Below are 22,241 nucleotides of genomic sequence, written 5' to 3' on the forward strand. Positions count from 1 at the left end.
CATCGCTGCGAGCAGGCTAACCGGCCCGCAGCCGTGGGCGGCTCGGCGGAAAACTTGCGCGATCATGGCTCGCCCTCGATGAGGATTTGCTCTGGTGGCAAGTTGAGGCTGTATACGGTGTGGGGGCGGTTACCCCGCGAGTGGATCTGGTAGCGCTCCACGACCATGGGGTGCAGGCCGCTTCGCTCAGCCAGCGCGCTATTGAGGCGTGAACGCGTCCGGTCGAAGTAGTTCGCCTTGCCCGTGTCACGGAACTCGTCCAGGGCGGACGCGAGGCCGTCCTTGACCGGGGAGGGACCATCGCCCTCCAGCCAGTCCATGACCGCGCTGAGCGCCCGCACCGCGTCCTCGTCGAATCCCACCGGCGGCTCGCCGTTGCGGGCGCGAAGCGCGAACCACGTCAACCAGATGAAATGTGTAGTCGAAAGATCCACACGCTGCCCTTGAAGCCACACGCGCCGCTCGCCAACGTCGATTCGCAAATCCGGACGCTCGAGGATCTGTTGAGCGCGCGCCACCACGTCGCTGAAGCTCAAATCGCCCTGGAGCAGAGAGGTATCGAGCTCGTTGCGGAGGCGAACAAAGGGAATATCCGCAAGCTGCACCTGCGCAGCCGCCGTGCTGGCCAGATCCTTGTTGCCCGGCAGCACGAGGGTGTTGGGCTGCGGCGGTGGATAGAAGAAAGCAGGGTGCGACTCGAACGGGGCATTGACGAGAACGTGGGATAGGCGGTCTTGTGGTCGTGCGTAGAGCGAGAGTGCGTAGCCGGCGTAGAAGCCCATCGTCTTGCGCCCGCCGGCGAGCGATACGTGAAGGCGGACGTCATTATCACCGGTGAGCGCTCGGATGCGCTCGTTGATCAGATCCGCGGCTGCAGCGTTGTCCTGGCCATTGACGATGTCGGCCAGCGGGCGGCCATCGCGATCGTGGATGACGTGAATACAGGTGGCATCGAAGACGATATCGCCGCGCTGAATGCCGTAGTGATCGCACAGTTGATCGAAGTAGCCTTGCCCGCCCGATTGCGAAAAGAGGGACAGCATGATGCGACGCTGCCCCGCCGTCGTGGTGATGACTTCAACGCGCTCCGGGACCCGGGCGTCGGCCCCCTCGGTTTGCTCCTGGATGAGCGCATAGAGCGTCTCGGTCACGACTTGAGGAGTCAGGCCCGTCACGCAGAGCAAGATGTCACGATACGACATAGGCATGTTCTTCTAGTGCGCTAGTGCGCCCGTGTAGTGATGCCGGCAGACTAGCGTGTCCAAGTCCTACTGTGGGGGGCCGGCAAACTTTCAGCGCCGTGACCTGTTGGAGTTGACCCGCCTTGGTGGACATCCGAGGCTTTGTGAAGCAATCGGAGTTCACGATCCCAGTATCCCGACCCCCATACCCGGCAGCCTTCCGGGAGCAGATGATCGACCTGGTGCGTGCCGGACGCACGCCTGAAGCGCTCGCCCGGGCGTTCGAGCCTTCGGCGCAGACCATTCGCAACTGGGTCACGCAGGCTGACCGCGACAGCGGCCGACGCAGTGACGGCCCAAGCAGTGCGGAGCAAGAGGAGCTGCGGCGCCTGCGCCAGGAGGTCAAGCGGCTGCGCGAGGCGCGGGAGTTTGCCGCCGAGCGCCCTGACGAGGTGTACGTCGCTGATATCACCTACGTCCCGACCTGGGCGGGCTTCCTGTACCTCGCCGCGGTGCTGGATACCTGCACCCGGCGGGTGGTGGGCTGGGCGATGGCCACGCACCTGCGCACCGAGCTCGTCGTGGATGCCCTGGAGATGGCGCTCATGCAGCGCCGACCCGAGGGGGTGATCCATCACTCGGACCAGGGCTGCCAGTACACCTCGCTGGCCTTCGGCGAGCGCTGCCGGGCGGCTGGCGTGCGCCCCTCGATGGGCTCGGTCGGCGACTGCTACGACAACGCCATGGCCGAGAGCTTTTTCGCTACCCTCGAGTGCGAGCTGCTCGCCCGTCATCGCTTCCGCGACCAGGCTGAGGCCCGCCGAGCGGTCTTCGAATTCATCGAGGGTTGGTACAACCCGCACCGGCGCCATTCCGCCATCGGCTACCACTCACCGATCAACTACGAGAGGAGGCTTGCCAAACCGGAGATTCCTGCGAAAGCCCGAAACCGTCCACCAGAAGCGGGGCAACTTCACTGTTGCCGGTAGGGCAACCCGGCGATCGTCGGACCTAGTCACTCCCAGGCGTTACCTAGCCAAGCCAGCGCTGAACATCCTCCCGCAGCCGTGGCAGCTGTGATGGTCCGAGCAGTTCGATACCGTGCTGGGTCGCGCGCTTGGTCATCGCTTTCGCGGGCTCGCGCGCGGTGACAAACCACGTGTGGCCGAACAAGCCGCGTACTGCCTTGCTGAGACTGTCGAGCTTGTAGAGCTGGCGATCGTCCGAGGCCTCGTCTCGACCGTGACGGTTTGTCTTGCACTCCACGACCAGCAGTCGGTTGGCATGCACCGCCACCACGTCGAACTCATTACGTGCCCCGTTGGTTCCATCCCAGGTGCCAGTCACGCCTAGCGCGACGTCATCGACGCCCTCATCCACTAGCCAATGGTAGACGTATTCCTCCAGCCAACCCCCGTTGAGGAAACGCGTTCTATCCTCGTCAAGGAACATCACTGCAGCGCCGCCGTCCCAGTCGAGCATGCCCTCTGCGCGCAGCCAGTCCATGGCTGTGGCCCATCGGCGCCGAGGCGTTTCGTCAAAGGATTGTTCCGCCTCAATGAGTTCGTCGCCGCTCATCGCCTGGCTGGCCAGGGCGTTCAAGGCACCGAGAAATCCGGCCCACTCTTCGGCATGCTTGGCGAGCTGCTTGCAGACGCGTTTTCTCTCGCGAACAACCTCTTGCCAGCTGCTATCGTCGGATGTCGCCTTGCGGACGCGAAACCCCTGAGCCAGCAGGTGGGTGCGCACGTCCAGCACGGGGGATACGGGCCGGGAAGCGCTGCGCTGCCCGGCCGTCGGCAGCATCTCTAGGCGGCCGTGAGCGGTATCGGTGTATATGCAACAGTCGACTTCGCTACGTAGCACTTCCAGAAATCCGATGGCCATCAGCTTGGTGCCGCCGGTGAGGTTAAGCACCAAGGTGCGGGAGTCGTGCGTCAGTTGCGAGACGACGTCCAAGGCGAATTCTTCGAGTTTCGGGAGTTCGACGTCGGGGGCGCCATCGAAGCGATGAACCTCAATCTCGGAAGCTTCAAGGATCTCAGTGAGACGCTTGGCCTGTTCGGTCATGGAGGGGGTCACGATCAGAGCGGCCTCGTCGGGACGATCCATGAGCGTGGGGATGATATTGCCCAGTAGTTGATCGGAGACCAGCAGTATATGTAGTTGCGACATCGCGGCTCCCGCGGTAGTGCCCCTTCTGTGTTCGAAGTTTCTCTCACCGGAGAATAGGCGGCTTGTTGAAAAGCTTAGAGGGGGCGCCGGCCACTGTCACCCATCTGGACGCGGTCGCCGCCACCCGGCGATTACGGGTGAACATCAATATCGAATGTTCCGTTCGGATTTACTCCGAACACCTCCTGGACGTTGATGGCAGCCGCGTTGACATCGTCGGCTAGCCGGAATCCAACCTGAACCGTAAGCCCTCGTAGAGGACTAGGACGACGAAGAGGAAGACGCTTCGCAATCCCCTTTGAGCGGGGGCACCTCTCCGACGCTCAATGAGTCCAAGCCATCAGGGCGAACGAGGACGGCCCCAAGGAGCTTCGTGAGCCGGACTGGCATCTGCTGGATCGCTTTTCGCGCACCACCGACCGCTGTGAGCGCATTGTCTACCCGAACTCCATACCGCCAGGAACCCGTCCCGTCATGGTGCTGGATCCGCAGTACCGGACCAACGAGTGCTTCGCCGGCGACGGTTCGACCGCTCGCCTGATCGGCGGCATGAACGACACGTTCAACCGAGTCGAAAGCCGTACTCGAAGCCTTGAGTGGACACCGGGGTTCAGTCGCGCCGAAAGCCAGAACGGCCTCATGCGACTTGCCTACCAGTACCTTTTTCAGCTCAATCAGCCGTGGACGCCGAATCTCAACGGCGCCGAGCGCATCGTGCCCAACGAAGAGACGCAGTACGAGGTGGATATCCCGGAGACGACGATCGATCTGAAAGAACACCTCACGCTGAGCTGGCAACGCCAGGAGCAAGGCACGGCAACCGACGTGCTCATCGTTAGCGGCACGCAGCAGCAGACGGGCACATTCAGCGGTGCTTATGGTGCGGCGAAGGACATCGAGGCGGACGTGGGCCTGGAAGGCAGCCAGCCCGATGGGACGGCCAAAGCACCGGTGACGTTGCCGGCAGGCGCTACCAAGCGTTGGGATCTCGCTGACGCCGTTTCTGACGCGTATGTGGTTGAGTTCACTGCCCACGACGGCATCGATGCAGAATCGCACACGCTGGGCGTGAAACGCGGCGATGGCGTATGGCGGCCAATTGCCAAAGACCGTTGCATGGTGGACGGCCCATACAACCCGGCCTGGCTCACCCAGCCGCCGGCCCGACCCGCGGCATGTGCGCACGAGGTGCTCGCCGGATACGACAGCAACCACGGCAATCGCTGGTGGGCAGTGCTGCGCACCGACGCGGAGGTGGCACTGGTTCCGCGTTAGCGCGCAGGTGTTCACCCGGCGCTTGAAACCGGGCGTTGCGTTGCGGTCTGCCGACCGTATTGGCACTTCCCGAGGCGGGGCGCGATGCGCCCCGCCTCGTCGTTACGGACAAGACGCCATCAGGCCCGGCTCGTCTGTGTAACCGGGCCCGCCGCACGAACCCCACGGAAGGCGACAGTCGCCGCGGCGCCAATCACCAGCAGCACAGCCGCCGACGCAAATGCCGGGCCGTACGTGCCAGCCGACTCGCGCACCGCGCCGCCCACGTAAACGCCCACGGCGGCGAATATCTGGTGGACGAACCAGGCGGTGCCGAGGATCGCTCCCAGGCCGCCGGCGCCGAACCGATCCCCGATCAAACCGGTCTTCAGCGGAATGATGGGAATCGAGGCAGCACCGTAGACCAGCGCGAAGACGTAGAGCTGCCAGATCTCGTGGGCACCGGCAAGCCAGGCCAGCGCGCCCGCCCGAACCACGTACAGACCGATCAGCGGGGCTTTCTTGCCGGACCGGGGAGCGAGCTGTCCCAGCACCCACATGCTCACGGCGCTGGCGCCGGCGGCGATTCCCAGAAGGGTGCCGCCCAGGGCCTTGCTGCCGCCGAGATCGACGGCGAAGCCGGGCAGGTGTATAGCCACCATATACAGGGAGTAACCGCAGGTCACGAAACCGAGGGTGGCGCACCAGAAGTCCAGTGACTGCATGGCCTCGCCGAAGGAGGCACTAGTGCCCTTGGCGCCGTCGGCGGTGTGTCCGCCCCCGTCGGGTGTCTGACCCACGTCACCGGGGTCGTTCCGCACACCGACGATTACGGCAGGGACCACGACGACCAGCATGGCGGCGCCGAGCACCGCGAACGCAGTTTCGGTACCGCCCACGAAGATGAGCCATCCGGCCAGGGGCAGGAGCAGGAGCTGGCCGATGTTGATGCCCATGGAGCTTCGCGCGAGCATCTTCGCACGCCCGGCGACGTACCAGCGCGACACCAGGACCGCGTTGGCCATGGAGCCGCAGCCGGCGAATCCCACGGCGGTCAGCACGCCATAGTAGAGAAAGAACTGCCAGCGATATTCGATGGTCGCCGACAGCAGGAATGCCACGCCCATCAACGCGGCGGAGGCGGCGATGACCGGGCGCGGCCCGATACGGTCCACCAGCCGGCCGAGAAAGGGCTGAAGAACGCCCCACACGAGCATGTTCACCGAAACGGCGATGCTCAGCGTCGACAGTGGCCAGCCGTGAGCGTCGTGCAGTGGCGCGAAGAACTGCCCGGCGGAGAGGTTCAGCCCGAACGCCCCCATCAGTACCAGAAAGGAGATCGTCACCATCCGGGCGCCGGCAAAGTGACTTGTGGTTGTCATTTTGTAACCTCTGAATAATAGAAAGGAGGTTAGATTTGAGCAGGCGCCGGATTAACCTGTCAAATCCATATAGAGGGTTTTTGTTGCCGTTGGCACGCATGTGCTTGACCTCGAGTGCACTTGAGCACTCAAACTCGCGTTCCGCGTTACAACAGCACAGGTCGCAACTGCACGGGCTCATACCGACGAGGTTTTCATGTTCCGCTTCTTCGAGACTCTGGTGGATCCGTTCCCGGACAGCAGCCCGGGCACACCGCCGCGCGGGCTGCTCGCGTTCGTCTACCACTACACCCGGCCCGTGCTGCCGTGGCTCGTGCTCATGTCCGTGCTGACGGCGGCGATCTCCGTCGTCGAGCTCACGTTCCTGAGCTTCCTGGGCTCACTGGTGGACTGGCTGCAGGCGAGCGAGCGGGCGACATTCTTCGCCGAGCATGGCTGGACGCTGGCGGGCATGGCCGCGCTCGTGGTGGTGGGGTTCCCCGTGCTGGTGCTGCTGCAGTCGCTGGTGATTCACCAGAGTATTTTCGGCAACTATCCGATGATCGTGCGCTGGCTGGCACACCGCTATCTGCTGCGCCAGAGCATGGCGTTCTTCCAGGACGAGTTCGCCGGGCGCGTCTCGCAGAAGGTGATGCAGACGGCGTTGGCCATCCGCGAAACCGTCATGAAGCTCATGGACGTTTTCGTCTACATCGTCGTGTACTTCACCGGGGCCATGTTCCTGGTGGGGCGGGCCGATGCCTGGCTCATGGTGCCGTTGGTGCTCTGGCTGGTGGCGTATGCCGCCATCATGGTCGCGTTCGTGCCACGCCTGCGTCGGGTGTCCATGGCGCAGGCTGACGCGCGCGCGAGCATGACCGGACGGGTGGTGGACAGCTACACCAACATCCAGACCGTAAAGCTGTTCGCCCATACGCTGCGGGAGCAGAACTACGCGCGCGAGGCCATGAGCGGCTTCATGCAGACGGTTTACCGCCAGATGCGCCTTGTGACGCTGCTGACGCTGTGCCTGCAGACCAGCAACGCGCTGCTGCTCGCCGGTATCGCCGGCATCGCCGTTTACGCCTGGCAGCAGGCGACGATCGGAATGGGCGCCATCGCGGTGGCGATCACCCTGGTGCTGCGGATCCGCTCCATGTCCGACTGGATCCTGTGGGAGGTGGCCGGTCTGTTCGAGCACCTGGGCACGGTGCAGGACGGCATCAACACCATCGCCCGGGAGCCGGCCGTGCAGGACCGTGCCGACGCCCCCGAGCTCACCGTCACGCGGGGAGAGATCCGCTTCGAGCGGGTACGCTTCGGTTATGGTCGGCCGACGCCGGTCATCGACGATCTCTCCCTCGCTGTGCGCTCCGGGGAACGTGTGGGGTTGATCGGGCGCTCCGGCGCGGGCAAGTCCACGCTGGTCAACCTGCTGCTGCGGTTCCACGATGTGGAGGGCGGCGCGATTACCATCGACGGCCAGAACATCGCCGGCGTCGCCCAGGAGTCACTGCGCCGGCATATCGGCATGGTCACCCAGGACACTTCGCTGCTGCATCGCTCCATCCGCGACAACATCCGCTATGGCCGGCCCGAGGCGACGGACGAGGAAGTCGTCGAGGCGGCCCGCCGGGCTCATGCCGACGGATTCATCCGCGATCTCACGGACGTGCACGGTCGCGCGGGCTACGATGCCCACGTCGGCGAGCGCGGGGTGAAGCTCTCCGGCGGGCAGCGTCAGCGCATCGCCATTGCCCGCATTCTCCTCCAGGACGCCCCCATTCTCATTCTCGACGAGGCCACCTCGGCGCTGGATTCCGAGGTGGAGGCGGCGATCCAGGAGCAGCTCTACGACCTGATGGAAGGCAAGACCGTCATTGCCATCGCCCATCGTCTCTCGACTATCGCAGCGTTGGACCGTTTGCTGGTTATTGACGAGGGCCGGGTCGTCGAGAGCGGCACCCACGAGGCGCTCCTGAGACACGGTGGATTGTACGCCGGGCTGTGGGAACGGCAGTCGGGTGGGTTCCTGGGCGAGGACGTGGTCGCGGCGGGTTCCCGTCCGGTACCGGATGCCGGCAATCGCGGCGCATCGAGAGAAGCCGTGGCGGAACCCGGCTAGGGCCTGCTGCAACGTCGCGTGGCGGATCTGCCGCATGCCTCCCACCGCGCGTGGTTGTGGCCGTACGGGACATACCCGACAATCGGAGCGTCATGGAAGTTTTGTCGTCGCCCGTTACCACGCCCTGGCTCTGGGCAATCGGCGCCGTGTATGTCGTGGCGCTGGCGGCGGCGCTCGCGAAGGCGCCGTGGGGCCTGCTCTGGGCGCGCTCCCGGGCGCAGCACCTGAGCTATGGCTGCGCGCTGGCGCTCATGCTCCTGTGGTGGCTGCGCGGCGGACTTCCGGACGGGCCGGACGTCCACTTCCTCGGCGTCACCGCGGCGACGATGATGCTCGGCTGGCCGCTCGCGGTGCTCGCCGTTTTCGTGGCCGTGCTCGGCGCCGTGGTCATGGGACTGGAAACCTGGCCCATGGGCCTGGTGGAAGGCCTGCTGCTCGGTGTCGTGCCGGCGCTGATCAGCCACGCCAACGTGCGTATACTCGCCGCGCGGCTGCCGGCCAATCCGTTCGTCTACATGCTCGGCGGCGCCTTCTTCGGCGGGGTGCTCGCGGGGGGCGTGGGGCGGAGCGCCCTGGGTGCGGTGCTCGCGCTGGGCGGGACGCCGCAGGCGGTGGCCGCGCTGGACCAATGGGGGACCGTGATCCTGCTCACCGCGCTGCCGGAAGGCGTCATCAACGGCATGGTGATCTCGCCGCTGGTGGTGTATCGGCCGGAGTGGCTGGCGACGTTCGACCGCGAACGCTACCTGGGCGAGTAGCCAGAGCGAAGCCGGCGGGGTGTCAGCCGTGACCGGCACCCCGCCCGATACGCCAGAACGCGTTACCGCCGTCGGCGGGCGGCGGTGGCGCTGGGACCGCGACCCGTCGTGATCGCCCCCGCCGCCCAGAGCAGCAGCGAGAGCGCCGCCAGCGCCGGAATACCGGTAGCCGGCACGGCGGTTGGCGCGGTGTCTGCCGCGTTGCGCAGGGTGAATCGAGCCGGGGCACTCGCGCCCGCCACTTCGGCGGTGACGACGACTTCCCCCCTGCCTTGCCCGGCGGTGGCGTAGACCGCCGCACGCCCCTTGGTGTCGGTGGTGACCGCCACCGTGGTGACTCCTGCGGCCTGTGCGTTTGCCGTGCTGATCAGTCCCAGCGTGAATCCGGACCCGGCGTGGCGCGGGCGCTGCGAGAGCGTGGCGTCCCCGGAGACTACCCGGAAGGTCACGGTGACGCCGCCTAGCGGCTGTCCCTCGGTGTCGAGTACCCGCACCGTGAGCGGTGTCCGGAAGGCCTCGCCGGGTGGGGCGTTCTGCCGGTCGCCGCCGGTGACTTCCACGCGTTCGGGGTGGCTGGGCATGAACGTCACAGCCACCTGGCAATCCCCCGTGATGGGGCCGGTGGTATAGCGGTCGCCGGTCTGGGTGCCCATCGGGCAGTCACCGCCAAAATTCGCGTTGTAGCCACGCTCGGGAGTGACGGTGAACGACGTCGTCGCGCCGTGGGCGGCGTCGCGTCGATCGGGCGTGACCGTGCCGTTGGGTCCCGCGGAGGCGGTGACCGTATGCATGATCGTCGTGAAGGCCGCCTCCACGGCGCAGTCCTTCGTGATGTTCGCGGCCGTCCAGGTGCCGTCGCCATTGGCGACCGGGTCACAGGTATCGCCGCCGACGGCGACCAGTTGCCACCCGGTGTCCGGCACTACGTCGAAGGTGGCGGCCCCGCCGTGGACGACTTTCTGCTGCGCCGGCGTGATGCTGCCGTTTCCGGACACGGCGGCGGTCACGCCGTGGACGTCGATGTTGCGCATCCGTGCGGTTGCGGCGTCCGCGCCATTGAGCGCGACCGTGACGGCGAAGGGGCCGGCGTTCCCGCTGGCCACAGCGCCGGGCGTGGCGGCCTGACCGGCGCCATCGAGGGTCAGCGCGTAAGGGTTCCCGGGCGCCCCGCCGAAGGTGGCGGTGGCACCGGATGTCGGGTAGCGGACCAATGCGCTGCCGCCGGCTAGCGGGTAGCGTTCGGGGTGGTCGAATCCGGTATCGGTGCGGGCGGCGACGGTCACGCCGATGGGGGCGTAGGCGCTGCCCAGCGCTGCCTGTTGCGCGTCCGGGTCCAGGGACACGACGAAGCCGGGGCTCTGATGGGCGCCCAGGTCGATGTAGCCGTCCACCCGTCTCGGATTCCCGGACACATCGGTAGTGACGTCTTCGGCGGCCCCGCCGGTGCGGTAAGGCGCGGGCGTGCCGGCGAAGACGGCTGCCGAGCCGGGGCGCAGGCGGACGTCGCCGCCGGCTTCGTCGGCGAAGGGCGAAACGGGGGTAATGATGTTGCCACCGCCATCATTGCCGGTGCGATCCATCCCCCAGTGCCAGCTCCCCGGATCGCCTTCCAGCAACGAATGGCGGACGTTCAGCGTGCTGCCGGCGGCGTAGAGGTTGTCCGGGCTGCCGCTGCCCCGACGGTTACCCCGCACGATCGTGTTGGTCACGGACACCGTGCCGCCGTTTGCGATGTGGATGCCACCGCCGTGACCACCCGATACGGAATTGGCCGTTATCGTCGCGTTCACGACGGCGGGTGAGCCGGCCTGGGTGTGGATGCCGCCGCCGTCGTCCCTGGCTGCATTACCGGTGATCGCGACGTTGCTCAGGGGCAGAGCGCTCGAGGCGAGATACAGGCCGCCGCCGGCATCCCGCGGGATACGGTGACCGTCGACGCTGACGGCGCCGGAGCCGTTGGCCTGTCCGCCGGTGATGCGCACCCCGTCCAGGCGGGCGCCGCCGAGGTCTCCGGCGGCGACGATCACATGGTAGGCATTGTCGCTGTCCTCGCCCCGGGTGCCGAGATCGCCGCTGAGTGTCGTGGTCGCGGGCAGACCGACGCTGACGTCGTCACCCGGATTGAAACCACCGCGAATGCGAACGTTGGGGACCAGCACGAAGGCGTTGTCCCGTGCATTAGTGGGATTGCCGTCCGTGGTCGAGTCCGCCGCCCGGTAATGTGGCTCGTAGCGGCTTGCGGCGACGTGAATCCGCAGGGGGTTGCTACGGTCCCAGCCCTCGCCGCTGTCGTGCCGAGCACGGGCCCAGCGCAGGGCGTCGGCCAGCTCGGGGATGGCCTCGGACCAGCTCCCGCCGCCCTGGGTCGTGCTGTTCACGTTCTCGTCCACGTAAAGGATGTTGTCGGTGTCCGGGGCGACCAGCCCTGGGAGCGGGTCTTGCGGGGTATCCGTCAGGGTGGGAAAGGAACCGGCCTCGATGATCCGCCAGGTGGCCGGGAAGTCCCAGCCGGAGAAGGTCGCCGCCCGTCTCATGGCCGCGGTTTCGATCCCCATGACCGGGGCACCGCCGGATGAGGTTGCCAGGCCGCTGGTCCCGGTGTTCCAGAAGCTGGTGCCGTCGTACTGTGCGAAGCTGTCATGCGATCCGATCAGGCCACCGGTATCGGTGTCGCCGTTGACATGCCCGGTGCTGTAGGTGCGCTGGAGCGCACCGTCGTTGGCGCCGGCGAGGCCGCCGACGTATCGCTCACCGCTCACGTCGCCGGTGCTATAGGCATTCCTGACAGCGGCACGGTCGATCGTGGATCCGGACGCGTGACTCGTGGTGCGCCCGATCAGTCCACCAACATAGTTGGAGCCGCTCACGGAGGCGGTACTGAAGCTCCGCTCGAGCGCCCCTCTGTCCAGATGGCCGACGAGTCCACCGGCGTAACCGTCTGCGGTGTTGATGGTCCCGGAAGCCCACGCCTGCGAGACCAAAGCACCGGTGCCGGCGATGGTCCCGGCCAGAGCGCCGGCCCTCGATCGCGCAGTCAGCGTGGCACTCGCTATACCGACATCCGTGATCTCGCCGGAGACCGCCCCGAACAAGCCGGCGTGGTCGCGAGAGGGTCGGTCGATGACGAGTCCGGAGATGACATGGCCGTTGCCGTCGAAGACGCCGGCGAATGCGGACGTCCCGCTATCACCGATGGGCCGCCACCCGGCGTCCCCCCACTGGGCGTATCCGGCGCCGCCTGGCGCCAGGTACGCGGCCAGATCGATATCGTTCACCAGCCGGAAATGCCGGCCGGCGTGGGCGTTGCCCACGTAGGTCCGCACATGGTTCAGCTGCTCCGGCGTGGCGATGCGCCAGGGGTCCGCTGCCGAGCCGTCGCCACCGGCAAAGCCTTTCTCGATGGTGTACGTTGCCGTGCGCACACCGGAGGCGTTGCCCGCCGCGTCCACGGCAATGGCGTTCAGTGTCGTGGAGTCCGTAATGGTGATGGGGCTGGAATACAGCGTGCTCGACGACGTAGGGGCCGTGCCGTCCAGGGTGTAATACAGGCTCGTGCCGCTTTCACCGCTGAGCGTCACGGACTGGTCGCTGCTGTAGATGCCACCGGGCAAATCGACGGTCGGCTTCGCCGGCGCCGTCTTGTCGATGGTGTACGTCTCGCTCAGCACTTCGGATTGGTTGCCCGCGGTATCGACGGCAATCGCCTTTACCGTCGTGGTGGCGGTGACCGTAATGGGGCCGGTATAGGCGTTGCTGGCGGGCGAGGGCGCGGTTCCGTCCCGGGTGAAGTACAGGGACGCGCCGGCTTCGCCGGTAAGCGTGACGGTCTGGTCGGCGTTGTACAGCCCGCCAAGCGGATCGGCGGCCGGGGCCGCCGGGGCGGCCCAGTCCAGGCCGTCATCGTAGGTAATGGCTTTCAGGGCGGGGTAACGGCCGTCCACCCAGCTCCATACGGTGTCGTCCCAGCCAGCCGCATCGTAAATGGCACGATCGGCCATCGCCCCGGTCGCCTCGCCCGTGCCACCGGCACTGGTGGTGTATCCCGAGGCGGTGGTGTCCCAGAACGAGCGGGCAACGGCGCCCGGAGAGGCATCGTTACGGCCGATGAGACCGCCCCGGTCGCCCTTGACTTCGTTGCCTTTCACGAACCCCGCCGAATAGGACTCGGTGACCGTCGCCCCGCTGGCGTTGGTACCGATCAGACCACCGACGCGTGGCTGAGTGGCCGTTACATCGCCGACGGCATACGACTGGATAACCCCGCCGCCATTGATGCCCACCAGGCCACCGACATCGTAGGAGGCGTCGACGGTGCCCGTCGCGAAGGACTGGCTCACGGTCCCCGCGATGATTTCCGCCACCAGTCCGCCGGCGGTCAGGCTGCCGGTGACGCGCCCGGTGGCATAGGATCGGGTGACGCTGCCCTCGACGACTCGGCCCACCAGTCCTCCGGCGGTGTCGCCGCCGGTAACGGCCCCGGTGGCATGGGAATCGATAACGTGACCGGCGGTGGCATTGGCGCCCAGCTGACCGACCAGGCCGCCGCCATGACTTTCGAAATCGGATACCCGGAGATCCGCCGAGGACGTTTCGATGGTCCCCAGGCTCTCGCCTGCCAGGCCGCCGACACTCCCCCTGCCGGCGACGGACCCGGATACGAAGACGTTGCGAAGGCTGCCACCGGCCTCCACCCTGCCCACGAGGCTGCCGACGTAGTACGCGGAACTGGCGTTCACGGCCACCGAGGCCAGAGTGAGGTTCTCGATCGCGCCGGTCGACCGCGCGAACAGGCCGACGAACTGGCGCGGAATGGGGCCGGGATCGGGGGCGATCTGCAGGCCACCGATGGCGTGCCCCCGGCCGTCGAAGTGGCCGCCGAATGCGTTGGTATCGTCCCCCAGCGGACCCCAGTCCGAATACGACGACAGATCGATGTCGCTGCCCAGCGCGAAGTGAACGTCCGCATCGTTGAGGAAATTGCCCACTTCGACCAGTTGCGCGGCGCTGGTGATGACGTAGGGGGGCGGCGCTGGTGCCCGAGCCGGATCCCGAGTAGACGGCCGCGTTGGCGGTGACGCTCAGCCCCAACGCGATGATCGATGCGAATTTTCCGAAATTCATCGTTGTTACCGGTTGTGTTGTTCTTGGCTTCTCAGCGGTTCATGCGGAAGAACGCGGTGACCACCGCGACCTGGTCTTCGTCCCGCGCCGTCGCCGTGTTCTCGCCGAACGCAACCCGCTCGTCCACGCTCCAGGCGGCGCTGGCGGTGGTGGTGCGAGCGGCCTGGACATCTTCGCGAAAACGGCCGAAGCGGGCGTCCGTGGCACCGTCGAGGCGGGCATCGAGGAAGCGCGCCAGCGCCGGTGTGAGATTCCGTAGCACCATGACGTTGCGCTGCCGGATGACGTAGGTGCCGGCGCTGGCCCCGGGGTCGGCCCAGGCCACCGAATCGAAGCAGACCTGCACGGACTGGGGGATGCCGTTGGAGTCCTCGTAGACGTAACGATCGTTGTGACCCTCCGCCCGCCCCTGGGGCAGCCGGATGCCGGCGGCGAGAAAGGTGTCGAGCAGGGCGTTGCCCTGGTTGCAAAGCCTGCTGCCGTCGCCGTTGATGCGGCCGGACGGGTTGGCGGCATGGTCGCCGGGCACGATGCCGGTGCCGGCGGTGTAGGCGTCATAGGCCACCTGCCAGCCTTGCACGAAGGTCGAGGCAATGCGCTGGTAGGTGGCATTGCGATGAAGATCCCGCCCGATGGTGACCGCGGCGATGATGATCCCGATCACCGCGAGCACCACCGCCATCTCCACGAGGGTGAAGCCACCGGTTCGTCCCGTACCCCGGGCTGGGCGCGGCGGCGTCGGATCAAAGGCCGCGGGCATCGGCGTCTTTGGCATTGCTTTCGGTCTCGTCGGCGAGATTGGCGGATTCGGTGACCAGCGGCGCGACCTCGTCGACGCGCAGCCCCGCCTCCACGGAGCCGGCGATGGCCACACCCAGGCTGGCCGCGGCGGTGATCGTGGCGCTGGTGTTGGCGACGATGGAGGCGGCCCCCGCGGCGATGATGGGCGAGAGCGCGCCGTAGGAGCCGATGGCCTGGGCGACTGCCAGGGCGGTCTCACCCACGGCGCTGGCGAGGCCGCCGGTGGCCGAGGCGAGACCGGCGGTGGCCGACAGCACGCCGGCCTCGGCGAGCACCAGCTGGGCGACCAGCACCTCCTGGTAGTTGTCCAGGGCGATGGCCATGAAGCGCGCGCCGATGCCGGCATTGAAATGGGTATGGCCGATGGCCCCGAGCGCCTCGCCGCAGCCGAGGTAGCCGAAGATCGCCGGGAAGGCCGCCGCGGTGACGCGGTCGTCATAGTCCGCCGCGCGTGCCCGCGCGGGCGTGTCGAATGCAGGGGCCGCGGCACTCTGGTTGCCGTCGAACGCGCGGCCGTCGCCGTCGGCGTCGCCGCTGCCGGGGGCGGCCAGCGCATAGGCCATGGCGCGCCGTTCACCGTCGTCGAGCACGTGCAGCCGCCCGGCATCGTCGCCCGCCTGTCTCCCGGCGTCGTTGAGCGCGTAGCAGACGTCCAGGAGGTTGGCGGTGCCGCCGTCGAGCAACTGCTCGTCGGCGCCGCGGTTACGGGTGGCGACGAGCGGCGCATACCGGTCGGCACGTACCGCCAGGTCCAGCCCGGCGGCGGCGTCCCGGTAAACGCCATAGCGCAGCCGGCCGGCGGCGGCGTCCGGCAGGCCAAGGGTTCGCCAGGGGAGGAAGCCTTTCTGTCGCCCGCCGCCGCAGTCCTCCACACCGTCGTCGTCGCTCGCCGGGCATGGCAGGCGGTGCTCGGCGTACAGGAATCCGAGCAGCGCCTGCTCCGCGCTCACCATCCGGTCGCGTTGGGCGTCCGCCACCCGCGTGGCATCGGCAGCGGCCCAGTAGCTCACCAGACCGACGCTGAGCAGACCCAGAACCGCCAGGGCGATGCTGAGCTCGATCAGGGAGTAGCCCACTTGCCTGCGCGTGCTCATGGCCGCAACCCTGTCTGGTCGGTGCCGACGGCGGTGTCGATGCGCCGGTCGCGGGTGATGCGTACACGCTGGTGGTAAGGCCGGGCGTTGTCGTAACGGGTTTCCGCCCTGTCCAGAGCGGCGTTGGCGAGTCCCAGCTTGGTGCCGGCGACGGCGAGCGAGCCCACCGCGGCGGTGATGCTGGCCACGGCACCGGCGATGCTCGCGCTGCTCACGCCCTTGGTGAGCGCGGTGAGCGCGATGGCACTGGCAGTGCTGCCGATGGCGTTGGCGAGATCGAGGCTCGCCAGGGCGACGGCGGCCTCGGCCATGGCGACGTTGGTCTTGCGCACGTCGTAGGCGAATGCGCGGAAACGCTCGTAGAGCGCGGCCACGCGTTCCAGGTCGTAGGCCGCATAGGCGGCACGGGCGCTGCCGCGGGCACGCGGAAGTCGCGCCACGCAGCCGAGCCGGCCGGCGAGCGCGCCGGCGCCGGCGGCGATGACGATGTCGTCACCGGCACTGTGGTCGCCGGGAAGGGGAAACGTGCCGTCGTCGAACCCGAAGCGGCGATCGCCACCGGGGTGAGCGAGGACGTATGCGGCAGCGGTGCGCTGTGCACCGGTGCCGACGTGCAGGCCGGCACCGGAGGTGGCGCGAAGCACTCGCCGGCAGAGATCCAGACCATTGTGGACGTCGCTGTCGCTGCCCGGGGGCAGATGTGGCTGATAGCGTTGAGGCGTGGCGACGGCGAGATCGGCCTGGCCGCCACGGTGGACGGCGTAGCGCACGGGAGAGGCCGGCCGGGAGATGCCCAGCGTGGCCCAGGGCAGTGTGCCGCGGTCGCCCGCGCTGCAGTCCTCGTGGCCATCACCGTCGGCGTCGGGGCAGGGCAGGCGCAGTTGCTGGCGGGCGAACCCCTCCAGGGCTTCCTGCTCCCCCCGCAACACGGCAGTGCGGTTCGCTGGCCCGTCTCCGATATCCAGGGCCAGGGGCACCAGCCGCCAGGCCACCAGCCCCAGGGCGCCGGCGACGGCCAGCGCGACCGCCAGCTCCACCAGCGAGAATCCGCGGCTGATTCGTGTCATTGCGTGCCTCCCTTGCGGTCCGCGGCGCGAAGTGCTTCGTCGGTCTTGTCCCACACCACGATGGCGTTGGCGTCGTCGCCGCTGTAGCTCACGTCGGCGAGGGCGTCGCGGGCCTGCTCCGCGCGGGTGACGGCTTCGCGGGCTTCGGCGAGCTGGTGTTCGGCGACTGCGACTTCCTGGCCGCGCACCCACCAGTCCTCGAGGGCGTCGGCGTAGTTGTCGATGAGCATCTTGATGACGCCGCGGCCGTCATGGGTCTCGTAGGACCAGTGACAGTTGCCCTGGTCGTCCTCGTCGCAGCGCCAGTAGTGCATCCGGGCGGCGTCGATGGCGTCCTGGCGGGCGTCGGCATAGTCGCTTTCGGCGGCCTCGGTGGCGGCCACGGCGTCTTCCACCGCCTGGACCTTGGCGTCCAGGTCGGGCTGAATGTCGTCGAGCTGGTCCTCCAGGCGCCGTCTGGCGTCGACCAGGTCGTCGCGGCGCGCTTTGAGGTCGTCGCGCCGGTCCGGGTCGTCCTCCTCGGCGATGGTCTCGTCGAGCTCGTCGATCCGGGCGTCGATGTCGGCGATGGACGCACGCAGCTTGTCGGCCTGCTCGTCGTTGCTGGTGTTGACGTTGTCCTCCAGCGTCGCCAGGGCGGCCTCCAGCTCGGCGCGTCTGTCGGGATCGTCCTCGTTGGCGATCTCTTCGCGGAGCTCCTCCCTGGCTCGGTCCATGGCGCCATCGAGCTCGTCGGGATCGGCGTCGTCGTTCTCGGAGCTGGCGTCGAGGGCGTTTTCGAATGCTTCCTTGGCTTCTTCCTCCGCCGTGTACGCTTTCTGGAGGTCCCGCGCGGTGGTACGCACGTCGTCCAGGTAGGGATCCAGGTGGTCCAGTGGGTAGTCGGAGTAGTCGGATTTCTCGTTGCGCTCTTCCACCAGCATGCGTGCACCGTCGTAAAGACCGGCGCGGGCCTGGCGCAGGTCGGCGAGGGAGTCGGCTTCCTCGTCCCGGGCGTCCTGCAGGTTCTCTTCGGCCTCGTCGCGCTGCTCAACGGCCTTCTCGTAGCCGTCCTGGGCGGTTTCGCGCAGTTCGGAGAGATCGATGCTGCCGCCTGTCTCGTCGATGGACGTGCCCGCGAGAATGGCCGCGCTCAGCGTCGTCGCCGTGGCCGCCGCGTGAAAGGCGATGGCGGTGACGTTGGCAGAGACGGCGACGCTGGCCGCTGCCACGGCGACGGCGGCCGCGGCAGTCCATGCGGCGGCGTGGGGGATCTCGGCGCAGCCGACGATGACCACGCAACTGCCGATGGCGGCGGCGAGCGCGCTGCTCGCCAGTCCGAGCTCGGTGCTCGCCGTGCTGAGCAGGGTGATGGAATCGGCGAGTTTCTTGATCTGGATACCCACGCGCACGCCGTTCGCGGCGGTGGCAACGCTGGCGCTGGCGGTGAGCCATTTGAGCTGGCTGTCCACCTCGTGGACGACACTCTGGGCGAGGGCTACCGAGTCCAGGGACAAGGCCAGGCCCGGGCAATTGAGCGCTGTGGAGAGATTGGCGTGACCGCGGGCGAGTACGCGATCGTCGTAGTCGGCGCCGGTGCCGCGCTGCGGGGATTCGACGGTGGTGCCGCCGGCTGCGTTGGCGGCGTCGAACGGATCGCCATCGCCGTCGGCATCCACGACCCCCGGATCGACGACGGCGTAGGCGAAGGGGCCGCCGCCACCCGCGATCTCGGGGCCGCCGGCGGACGCGCTCGTGCCCAGCATCACGCAGAAATCGACGCTGCCCACGTTGTCGAGGGCATGGAATTCGCCCGCACCGGCGTCCGCATCGTCGATCAGCCCGTCTCCGGTGATCTGCCTGAACTCGGCGGTGCCGAGCTTGCCTGGCCGGAATGCGTTCGCGCTGACGGCGAGATCCCTGCCGGTGCGGTCGATGACGTAGTCGAGCTGGGCGATACGCGCACGCAGCGCCGGGTCGGCAACGCGCAGCGTGCGCCAGGGCAGGCTGCCGCGTTCGCCACCGGCGCCGCAGTCCTCCAGCCCGTCATCGTCGGTGTCCGGGCAGGGCAGGCGGTAGTGCGCGGCGGCGAATCCCGCCACGGCGGCGTCGGCGTGACGCAGTGCGGCGATCTGGTCGGTCGCCGCGTTCGTGGCGTGACGGACGTGCAGCCAGAGAAAGCCGGCGATGAGCGTGCCGCCCAGGAGCAGAGTGACGAGCAGCGCTTCCAGCAGGCCGAAGCCGCGTTGGTGCTGCCGCGAAAGGCTCGATCGACCGCGCATGGTCAGGCGCCTCCCGTGCTGATGGCCAGCGACTGGCGGATGAGGTCGTAGATCGGCACCAGCAGGCCGAGCACGAGCACGAAGAACACCGCCCCGGCGACGAGGATGATCGCGGGCTTGATCACCTCGGCGAGGGAGCGCACGAGCACGTCCAGGCGCTTGCGGTATTCCCCGGAGAGGTGGCGGAGCTGCTCCTCCATGGAGCCGCTTTCCTCGCCGACGCTGATCATCCGCACCGCCATGGCGGGGAAGCCGCCGACCCGGCGCATGGCGGCGGCGACGCGCTCGCCCCGGAGCACGGCGTCACGGACCCGGGCCAGGCGGGCACGGTAGTGGAGGTCGCCGGTGGCGCGGGTGAGCACGTCGAGGCTGCTGGCGAGATCCAGCCCGGAGCGCACGAGGATGGCGAGATGCTCGGTGAGACTCGCCATGCCGGAGGCGGTGACCAGTGCCCGCACCACCGGCAGACGATGAGCGGCCTCGTGAAATGCCTGGCGCGCCGGTATGTGGTAGCGCAGCAGCCAGCGCCCGCCGACGGTCACGCCCGCAAGGATCGCGGCGGCCACCGGCAGGTGGCCGGCGACCGCGCCGGAGAGCGCGATGAGGCCGCGGGTGATTGCCGGCAGCTCGGCGTCGAGCTGGCGGAAGAGCTCCGCCATGGTGGGCACGACGTAGGTGATCCAGAACGCGGCCACGGCGAAAATGGCCGAGAACACGAACAGCGGATAGATCAGCGCGGTGCGGATGTCGCGGCGGATGTTCATCATCCGCTCGGTGTGCTCGGCGCCCTCGATGAGCATGCGCTCGAGGTTGCCGGAGCGGTCGCCGATGGCGACCAGGTTGCGCACGGTCTCCGGGAATATGTCCGGCCGCCGGGCGAACGCCTCGGTGACGGACACGCCGGCATCCAGATCGTCATGGAGCTGGCGGGCGATGTGGGCGATGCCGGCAGCGCCGGCAGTACGCCCTTCCTGAATGATGGTCCGCAGCGCCTCCAGGGCCGGCACGCCGGCGCGCAGCATTACGCCGAGATCCCGCAGAAAACCGGCGAGCTCCTCGGGGCGGACGTCGCGGCGGAAGAGGCGGGCGACGAGGGCGTAGGCCCCCGTCAGTGGTCCCGGCAGGGGCCACAGGGTCACCACCGTGGCGTCGTATTCCCGCTCCAGCCGGACCCGTACCGAGAAGTCCCGCTCCACGGCGAGGCGGTAGAAGCCGGTACGCAGCCGGCCGTGGGGCATGAGAATGCGGTAGTAGTAAGTCTTCAGCCGGCTCACGGTCACGGCGCCCCCACCGCGCGGTGGACTTCGCCGACCGTGGTCTCGCCGGCACGGACTCGTTGGCGGGCGACGGCGTGGATGGAGCGCATGCCGCTTGCCTCGGCGATGTGCCGTAGCTCGCCGCGCGGGCAGTCCACGGCGATGGCGTCGGCGACGGCCCGGTCCGGGAGCAACAGCTCGTAGACCGGCAGCCGGCCGAGAAAGCCGCTGCCGCGGCAGTGCCGGCAGCCGGCACCTTCGTATACCGGCTCGCCGGGGGCGAGCCGCAGCCACTCGCGTTCGGCCGGTGCGGGGGTGACGGCCGTGCGGCAGTGGGGGCACACACGGCGGACCAGGCGCTGGTTGACCACGCCGATCAGGTTCTCGGCGACGGTCTCCACGTCCAGGCCCAGTAGCTTCAGGCGCGGCACCACGCCGAAGATGCTGCCCACGTGCAGCGTCGAGAGCACCAGGTGACCGGTGGAGGCGGCGTCCAGGGCCGCACGGGCGGTTTCGGCGTCGCGGATCTCACCGACCAGGATCACGTCCGGGTCGTGGCGGAGGAAGTAGCGCAGGGCGTTGGAGAAGCCATAACCGGCGCGCTCGTTGACCTCCGTCTGTCCAACGGCGGGCACCCGGTACTCCACCGGATCCTCGACGGTGAGCACGTTGCGCTCGATCAGCGCCTGCATGCGCAGGGCGGCGTGCAGGGTGGTGCTCTTGCCGGATCCGGTGGGGCCGGTGAGCAGAACCAACCCGTGGGGGCGGGCGAACAGGCGCGCGAAGGTGGCTACGTCGTCGCCGTGGAAGCCCAGATCCTCGAGCTTGTCCAGGTCGCTGCGCTCGGGCAGCAGGCGTAACACCATGCGCTCGCCGTGCTCGGCGATGAGCGAGGACACCCGCACGGTGAACGGCTGGTCGAGCACTTCGCGGTTGAAGCTGCCGTCCTGGGGCAGACGCTGCTCGGCGACGTCCATTTCCGCGTACAGCTTGATGAAGCCGTTGAGCCGGTCGAGGGCCGGGGAGAGCGCGAACATGGGCCGCAGCACCCCGTCGATGCGAAAAAGCACGTGGCGGCTGTCGCGGGTCGGCGCCAGGTGGATGTCGGTGGCGCGCTCGCGCACCGCGAGGTTGAGGATGTGTTCGAGCAGACGCTCGGGGCTGTGGACCCGGTCCACGTCCTGCTCCAGCAGCCGGAGCTCACGCTGGATGACCGCCTCCGGCGGGTGCTCGGCGAAGTAGTAGTGCTGCCGGATTGCCTGGGTGACCCGCGTGAACTCGCCCTGCAGGCAACGCACCCGCCAGCCGGTGCGGCGGCGGACCACCTCGGCCACGGCATCGGGCGCGCTGTCGCCGAGCACCACCGTCAGGGTGTCGTCGTCGAGGCGCAGTGGCAGAAACCCCTGCGCCAGACACAGCGCCTGGTTGAACGGTCGCGTCGCCTCGATATCGGGCTCGGGCAGCGTGTCCAGGCTGACGAACGTCACCGCCTCGCCGTGTTGTTCGGCGAGGGCGAGGGCCACGTCCTTCTGCGTGGCGAGGCCGTGGTTGACCAGCAGGTTGCCGAGGCGACCGCCCTCGACGGCCTGCTTCTGCAACACGTAGTCGAGCTCGGCCGGGCCGATGACGCCCTTGTGGAGCAGGCGTTCGCCGACACGCATTGGCGTGTCTCCCGCTCCGGGTGTGCTGCCGGCATCCGCGTCGGGCTGTCGGCGTGGGTTCGTGAATTCGAGCATGTTGGCTTGGCTCCGCATCCTCATTCACTGCGCGTTCAGCGCGCCCGTGGG

The 22,241-nt window shown here is 68.0% G+C and carries 13 protein-coding genes and 2 pseudogenes; 5 read left to right on the forward strand and 10 right to left on the reverse strand.

Annotation, left to right across the window (positions count from 1 at the left end; all coding sequences use genetic code 11):
* Window positions 1-62: 62 nt before the first annotated feature.
* Window positions 63-1,202, reverse strand: coding sequence for a CRISPR-associated ring nuclease Csm6 (gene csm6, locus ACPEES_RS03635; protein WP_435101159.1), 1,140 nt, complete (start codon window positions 1,200-1,202; stop codon window positions 63-65).
* Between the two features lie 143 nt (window positions 1,203-1,345).
* Between csm6 and ACPEES_RS03640 the strand changes: the two are divergent.
* Together ACPEES_RS03640 and ACPEES_RS03645 are read left to right on the forward strand one after the other, a co-directional pair.
* Window positions 1,346-1,573 (forward strand): annotated as a pseudogene (locus ACPEES_RS03640) (transposase); the annotation flags it as partial.
* Between the two features lie 30 nt (window positions 1,574-1,603).
* A pseudogene (locus tag ACPEES_RS03645) lies at window positions 1,604-2,170 on the forward strand (IS3 family transposase); the annotation flags it as partial.
* A 43-nt stretch (window positions 2,171-2,213) separates the two neighbouring features.
* Here ACPEES_RS03645 and ACPEES_RS03650 read toward each other — a convergent pair.
* The gene (locus ACPEES_RS03650) at window positions 2,214-3,356 is read right to left on the reverse strand and encodes a Card1-like endonuclease domain-containing protein (RefSeq protein ID WP_435101160.1); all 1,143 of its coding nucleotides are present in this window, start codon (window positions 3,354-3,356) and stop codon (window positions 2,214-2,216) included.
* Window positions 3,357-3,830: 474 nt separating this feature from the next.
* Here ACPEES_RS03650 and ACPEES_RS03655 point away from each other — a divergent pair, with 474 nt between their 5' ends.
* The gene (locus ACPEES_RS03655) at window positions 3,831-4,631 is read left to right on the forward strand and encodes a hypothetical protein (protein ID WP_435101161.1); all 801 of its coding nucleotides are present in this window, start codon (window positions 3,831-3,833) and stop codon (window positions 4,629-4,631) included.
* A gap of 119 nt (window positions 4,632-4,750) precedes the next feature.
* Here the strand turns inward: ACPEES_RS03655 and ACPEES_RS03660 are convergent, their stop codons facing one another.
* Window positions 4,751-5,992 carry an MFS transporter gene (locus ACPEES_RS03660; protein WP_435101162.1) on the reverse strand — a complete coding sequence of 414 codons (1,242 nt, stop codon included), beginning with the start codon at window positions 5,990-5,992 and terminating at the stop codon, window positions 4,751-4,753.
* Window positions 5,993-6,188: 196 nt separating this feature from the next.
* Here ACPEES_RS03660 and ACPEES_RS03665 point away from each other — a divergent pair, with 196 nt between their 5' ends.
* The gene (locus tag ACPEES_RS03665; RefSeq protein ID WP_435101163.1) at window positions 6,189-8,096 is read left to right on the forward strand and encodes an ABC transporter ATP-binding protein; all 1,908 of its coding nucleotides are present in this window, start codon (window positions 6,189-6,191) and stop codon (window positions 8,094-8,096) included.
* 92 nt (window positions 8,097-8,188) lie between these two features.
* Window positions 8,189-8,854, forward strand: coding sequence for an energy-coupling factor ABC transporter permease (locus ACPEES_RS03670; RefSeq protein WP_435101164.1), 666 nt, complete (start codon window positions 8,189-8,191; stop codon window positions 8,852-8,854).
* 62 nt (window positions 8,855-8,916) lie between these two features.
* Here ACPEES_RS03670 and ACPEES_RS03675 read toward each other — a convergent pair whose 3' ends face one another.
* From ACPEES_RS03675 to ACPEES_RS03705, 7 genes are all read right to left on the reverse strand, one after another.
* Window positions 8,917-13,839: a chitobiase/beta-hexosaminidase C-terminal domain-containing protein gene (locus ACPEES_RS03675; protein WP_435101165.1), complete on the reverse strand. Its 4,923-nt coding sequence runs from the start codon at window positions 13,837-13,839 to the stop codon at window positions 8,917-8,919.
* A gap of 167 nt (window positions 13,840-14,006) precedes the next feature.
* A complete protein-coding gene (locus tag ACPEES_RS03680) occupies window positions 14,007-14,750 on the reverse strand; it encodes a type II secretion system protein (RefSeq protein WP_435101166.1) in 744 nt (247 codons plus the stop codon).
* Window positions 14,719-15,870, reverse strand: a complete 1,152-nt coding sequence (locus ACPEES_RS03685) for a type II secretion system protein (protein WP_435101167.1) — start codon at window positions 15,868-15,870, stop codon at window positions 14,719-14,721. Before ACPEES_RS03685 ends, ACPEES_RS03680 begins: the two co-directional genes overlap by 32 nt.
* Window positions 15,867-16,937 carry a prepilin-type N-terminal cleavage/methylation domain-containing protein gene (locus ACPEES_RS03690; RefSeq protein ID WP_435101168.1) on the reverse strand — a complete coding sequence of 357 codons (1,071 nt, stop codon included), beginning with the start codon at window positions 16,935-16,937 and terminating at the stop codon, window positions 15,867-15,869. The genes ACPEES_RS03685 and ACPEES_RS03690 overlap by 4 nt, the downstream gene beginning before the upstream one ends.
* Window positions 16,934-19,198 (reverse strand): hypothetical protein, encoded by a 2,265-nt coding sequence (locus ACPEES_RS03695; RefSeq protein WP_435101169.1) that lies wholly within the window; start codon window positions 19,196-19,198, stop codon window positions 16,934-16,936. Before ACPEES_RS03695 ends, ACPEES_RS03690 begins: the two co-directional genes overlap by 4 nt.
* Window positions 19,199-19,200: 2 nt before the next feature.
* Window positions 19,201-20,478 carry a type II secretion system F family protein gene (locus tag ACPEES_RS03700; RefSeq protein WP_435101170.1) on the reverse strand — a complete coding sequence of 426 codons (1,278 nt, stop codon included), beginning with the start codon at window positions 20,476-20,478 and terminating at the stop codon, window positions 19,201-19,203.
* Window positions 20,475-22,190: a GspE/PulE family protein gene (locus tag ACPEES_RS03705; RefSeq protein ID WP_435101171.1), complete on the reverse strand. Its 1,716-nt coding sequence runs from the start codon at window positions 22,188-22,190 to the stop codon at window positions 20,475-20,477. Before ACPEES_RS03705 ends, ACPEES_RS03700 begins: the two co-directional genes overlap by 4 nt.
* Window positions 22,191-22,241: the final 51 nt, after the last annotated feature.

The sequence above is a fragment of the Arhodomonas sp. AD133 genome (genome assembly GCF_051195215.1).
GTDB lineage: Bacteria > Pseudomonadota > Gammaproteobacteria > Nitrococcales > Nitrococcaceae > Arhodomonas.

What these genes read in the sequence shown, in the direction of transcription:
- csm6 (WP_435101159.1), bottom strand. Translation starts at nt 1,202, where the DNA reads ATGTCGTATCGTGACATCTTGCTCTGCGTGACGGGCCTGACTCCTCAA.
- ACPEES_RS03650 (WP_435101160.1), bottom strand. Translation starts at nt 3,356, where the DNA reads ATGTCGCAACTACATATACTGCTGGTCTCCGATCAACTACTGGGCAAT.
- ACPEES_RS03655 (WP_435101161.1), top strand. Translation starts at nt 3,831, where the DNA reads ATGGTGCTGGATCCGCAGTACCGGACCAACGAGTGCTTCGCCGGCGAC.
- ACPEES_RS03660 (WP_435101162.1), bottom strand. Translation starts at nt 5,992, where the DNA reads ATGACAACCACAAGTCACTTTGCCGGCGCCCGGATGGTGACGATCTCC.
- ACPEES_RS03665 (WP_435101163.1), top strand. Translation starts at nt 6,189, where the DNA reads ATGTTCCGCTTCTTCGAGACTCTGGTGGATCCGTTCCCGGACAGCAGC.
- ACPEES_RS03670 (WP_435101164.1), top strand. Translation starts at nt 8,189, where the DNA reads ATGGAAGTTTTGTCGTCGCCCGTTACCACGCCCTGGCTCTGGGCAATC.
- ACPEES_RS03680 (WP_435101166.1), bottom strand. Translation starts at nt 14,750, where the DNA reads ATGCCAAAGACGCCGATGCCCGCGGCCTTTGATCCGACGCCGCCGCGC.
- ACPEES_RS03685 (WP_435101167.1), bottom strand. Translation starts at nt 15,870, where the DNA reads ATGAGCACGCGCAGGCAAGTGGGCTACTCCCTGATCGAGCTCAGCATC.
- ACPEES_RS03690 (WP_435101168.1), bottom strand. Translation starts at nt 16,937, where the DNA reads ATGACACGAATCAGCCGCGGATTCTCGCTGGTGGAGCTGGCGGTCGCG.
- ACPEES_RS03695 (WP_435101169.1), bottom strand. Translation starts at nt 19,198, where the DNA reads ATGCGCGGTCGATCGAGCCTTTCGCGGCAGCACCAACGCGGCTTCGGC.
- ACPEES_RS03705 (WP_435101171.1), bottom strand. Translation starts at nt 22,190, where the DNA reads ATGCTCGAATTCACGAACCCACGCCGACAGCCCGACGCGGATGCCGGC.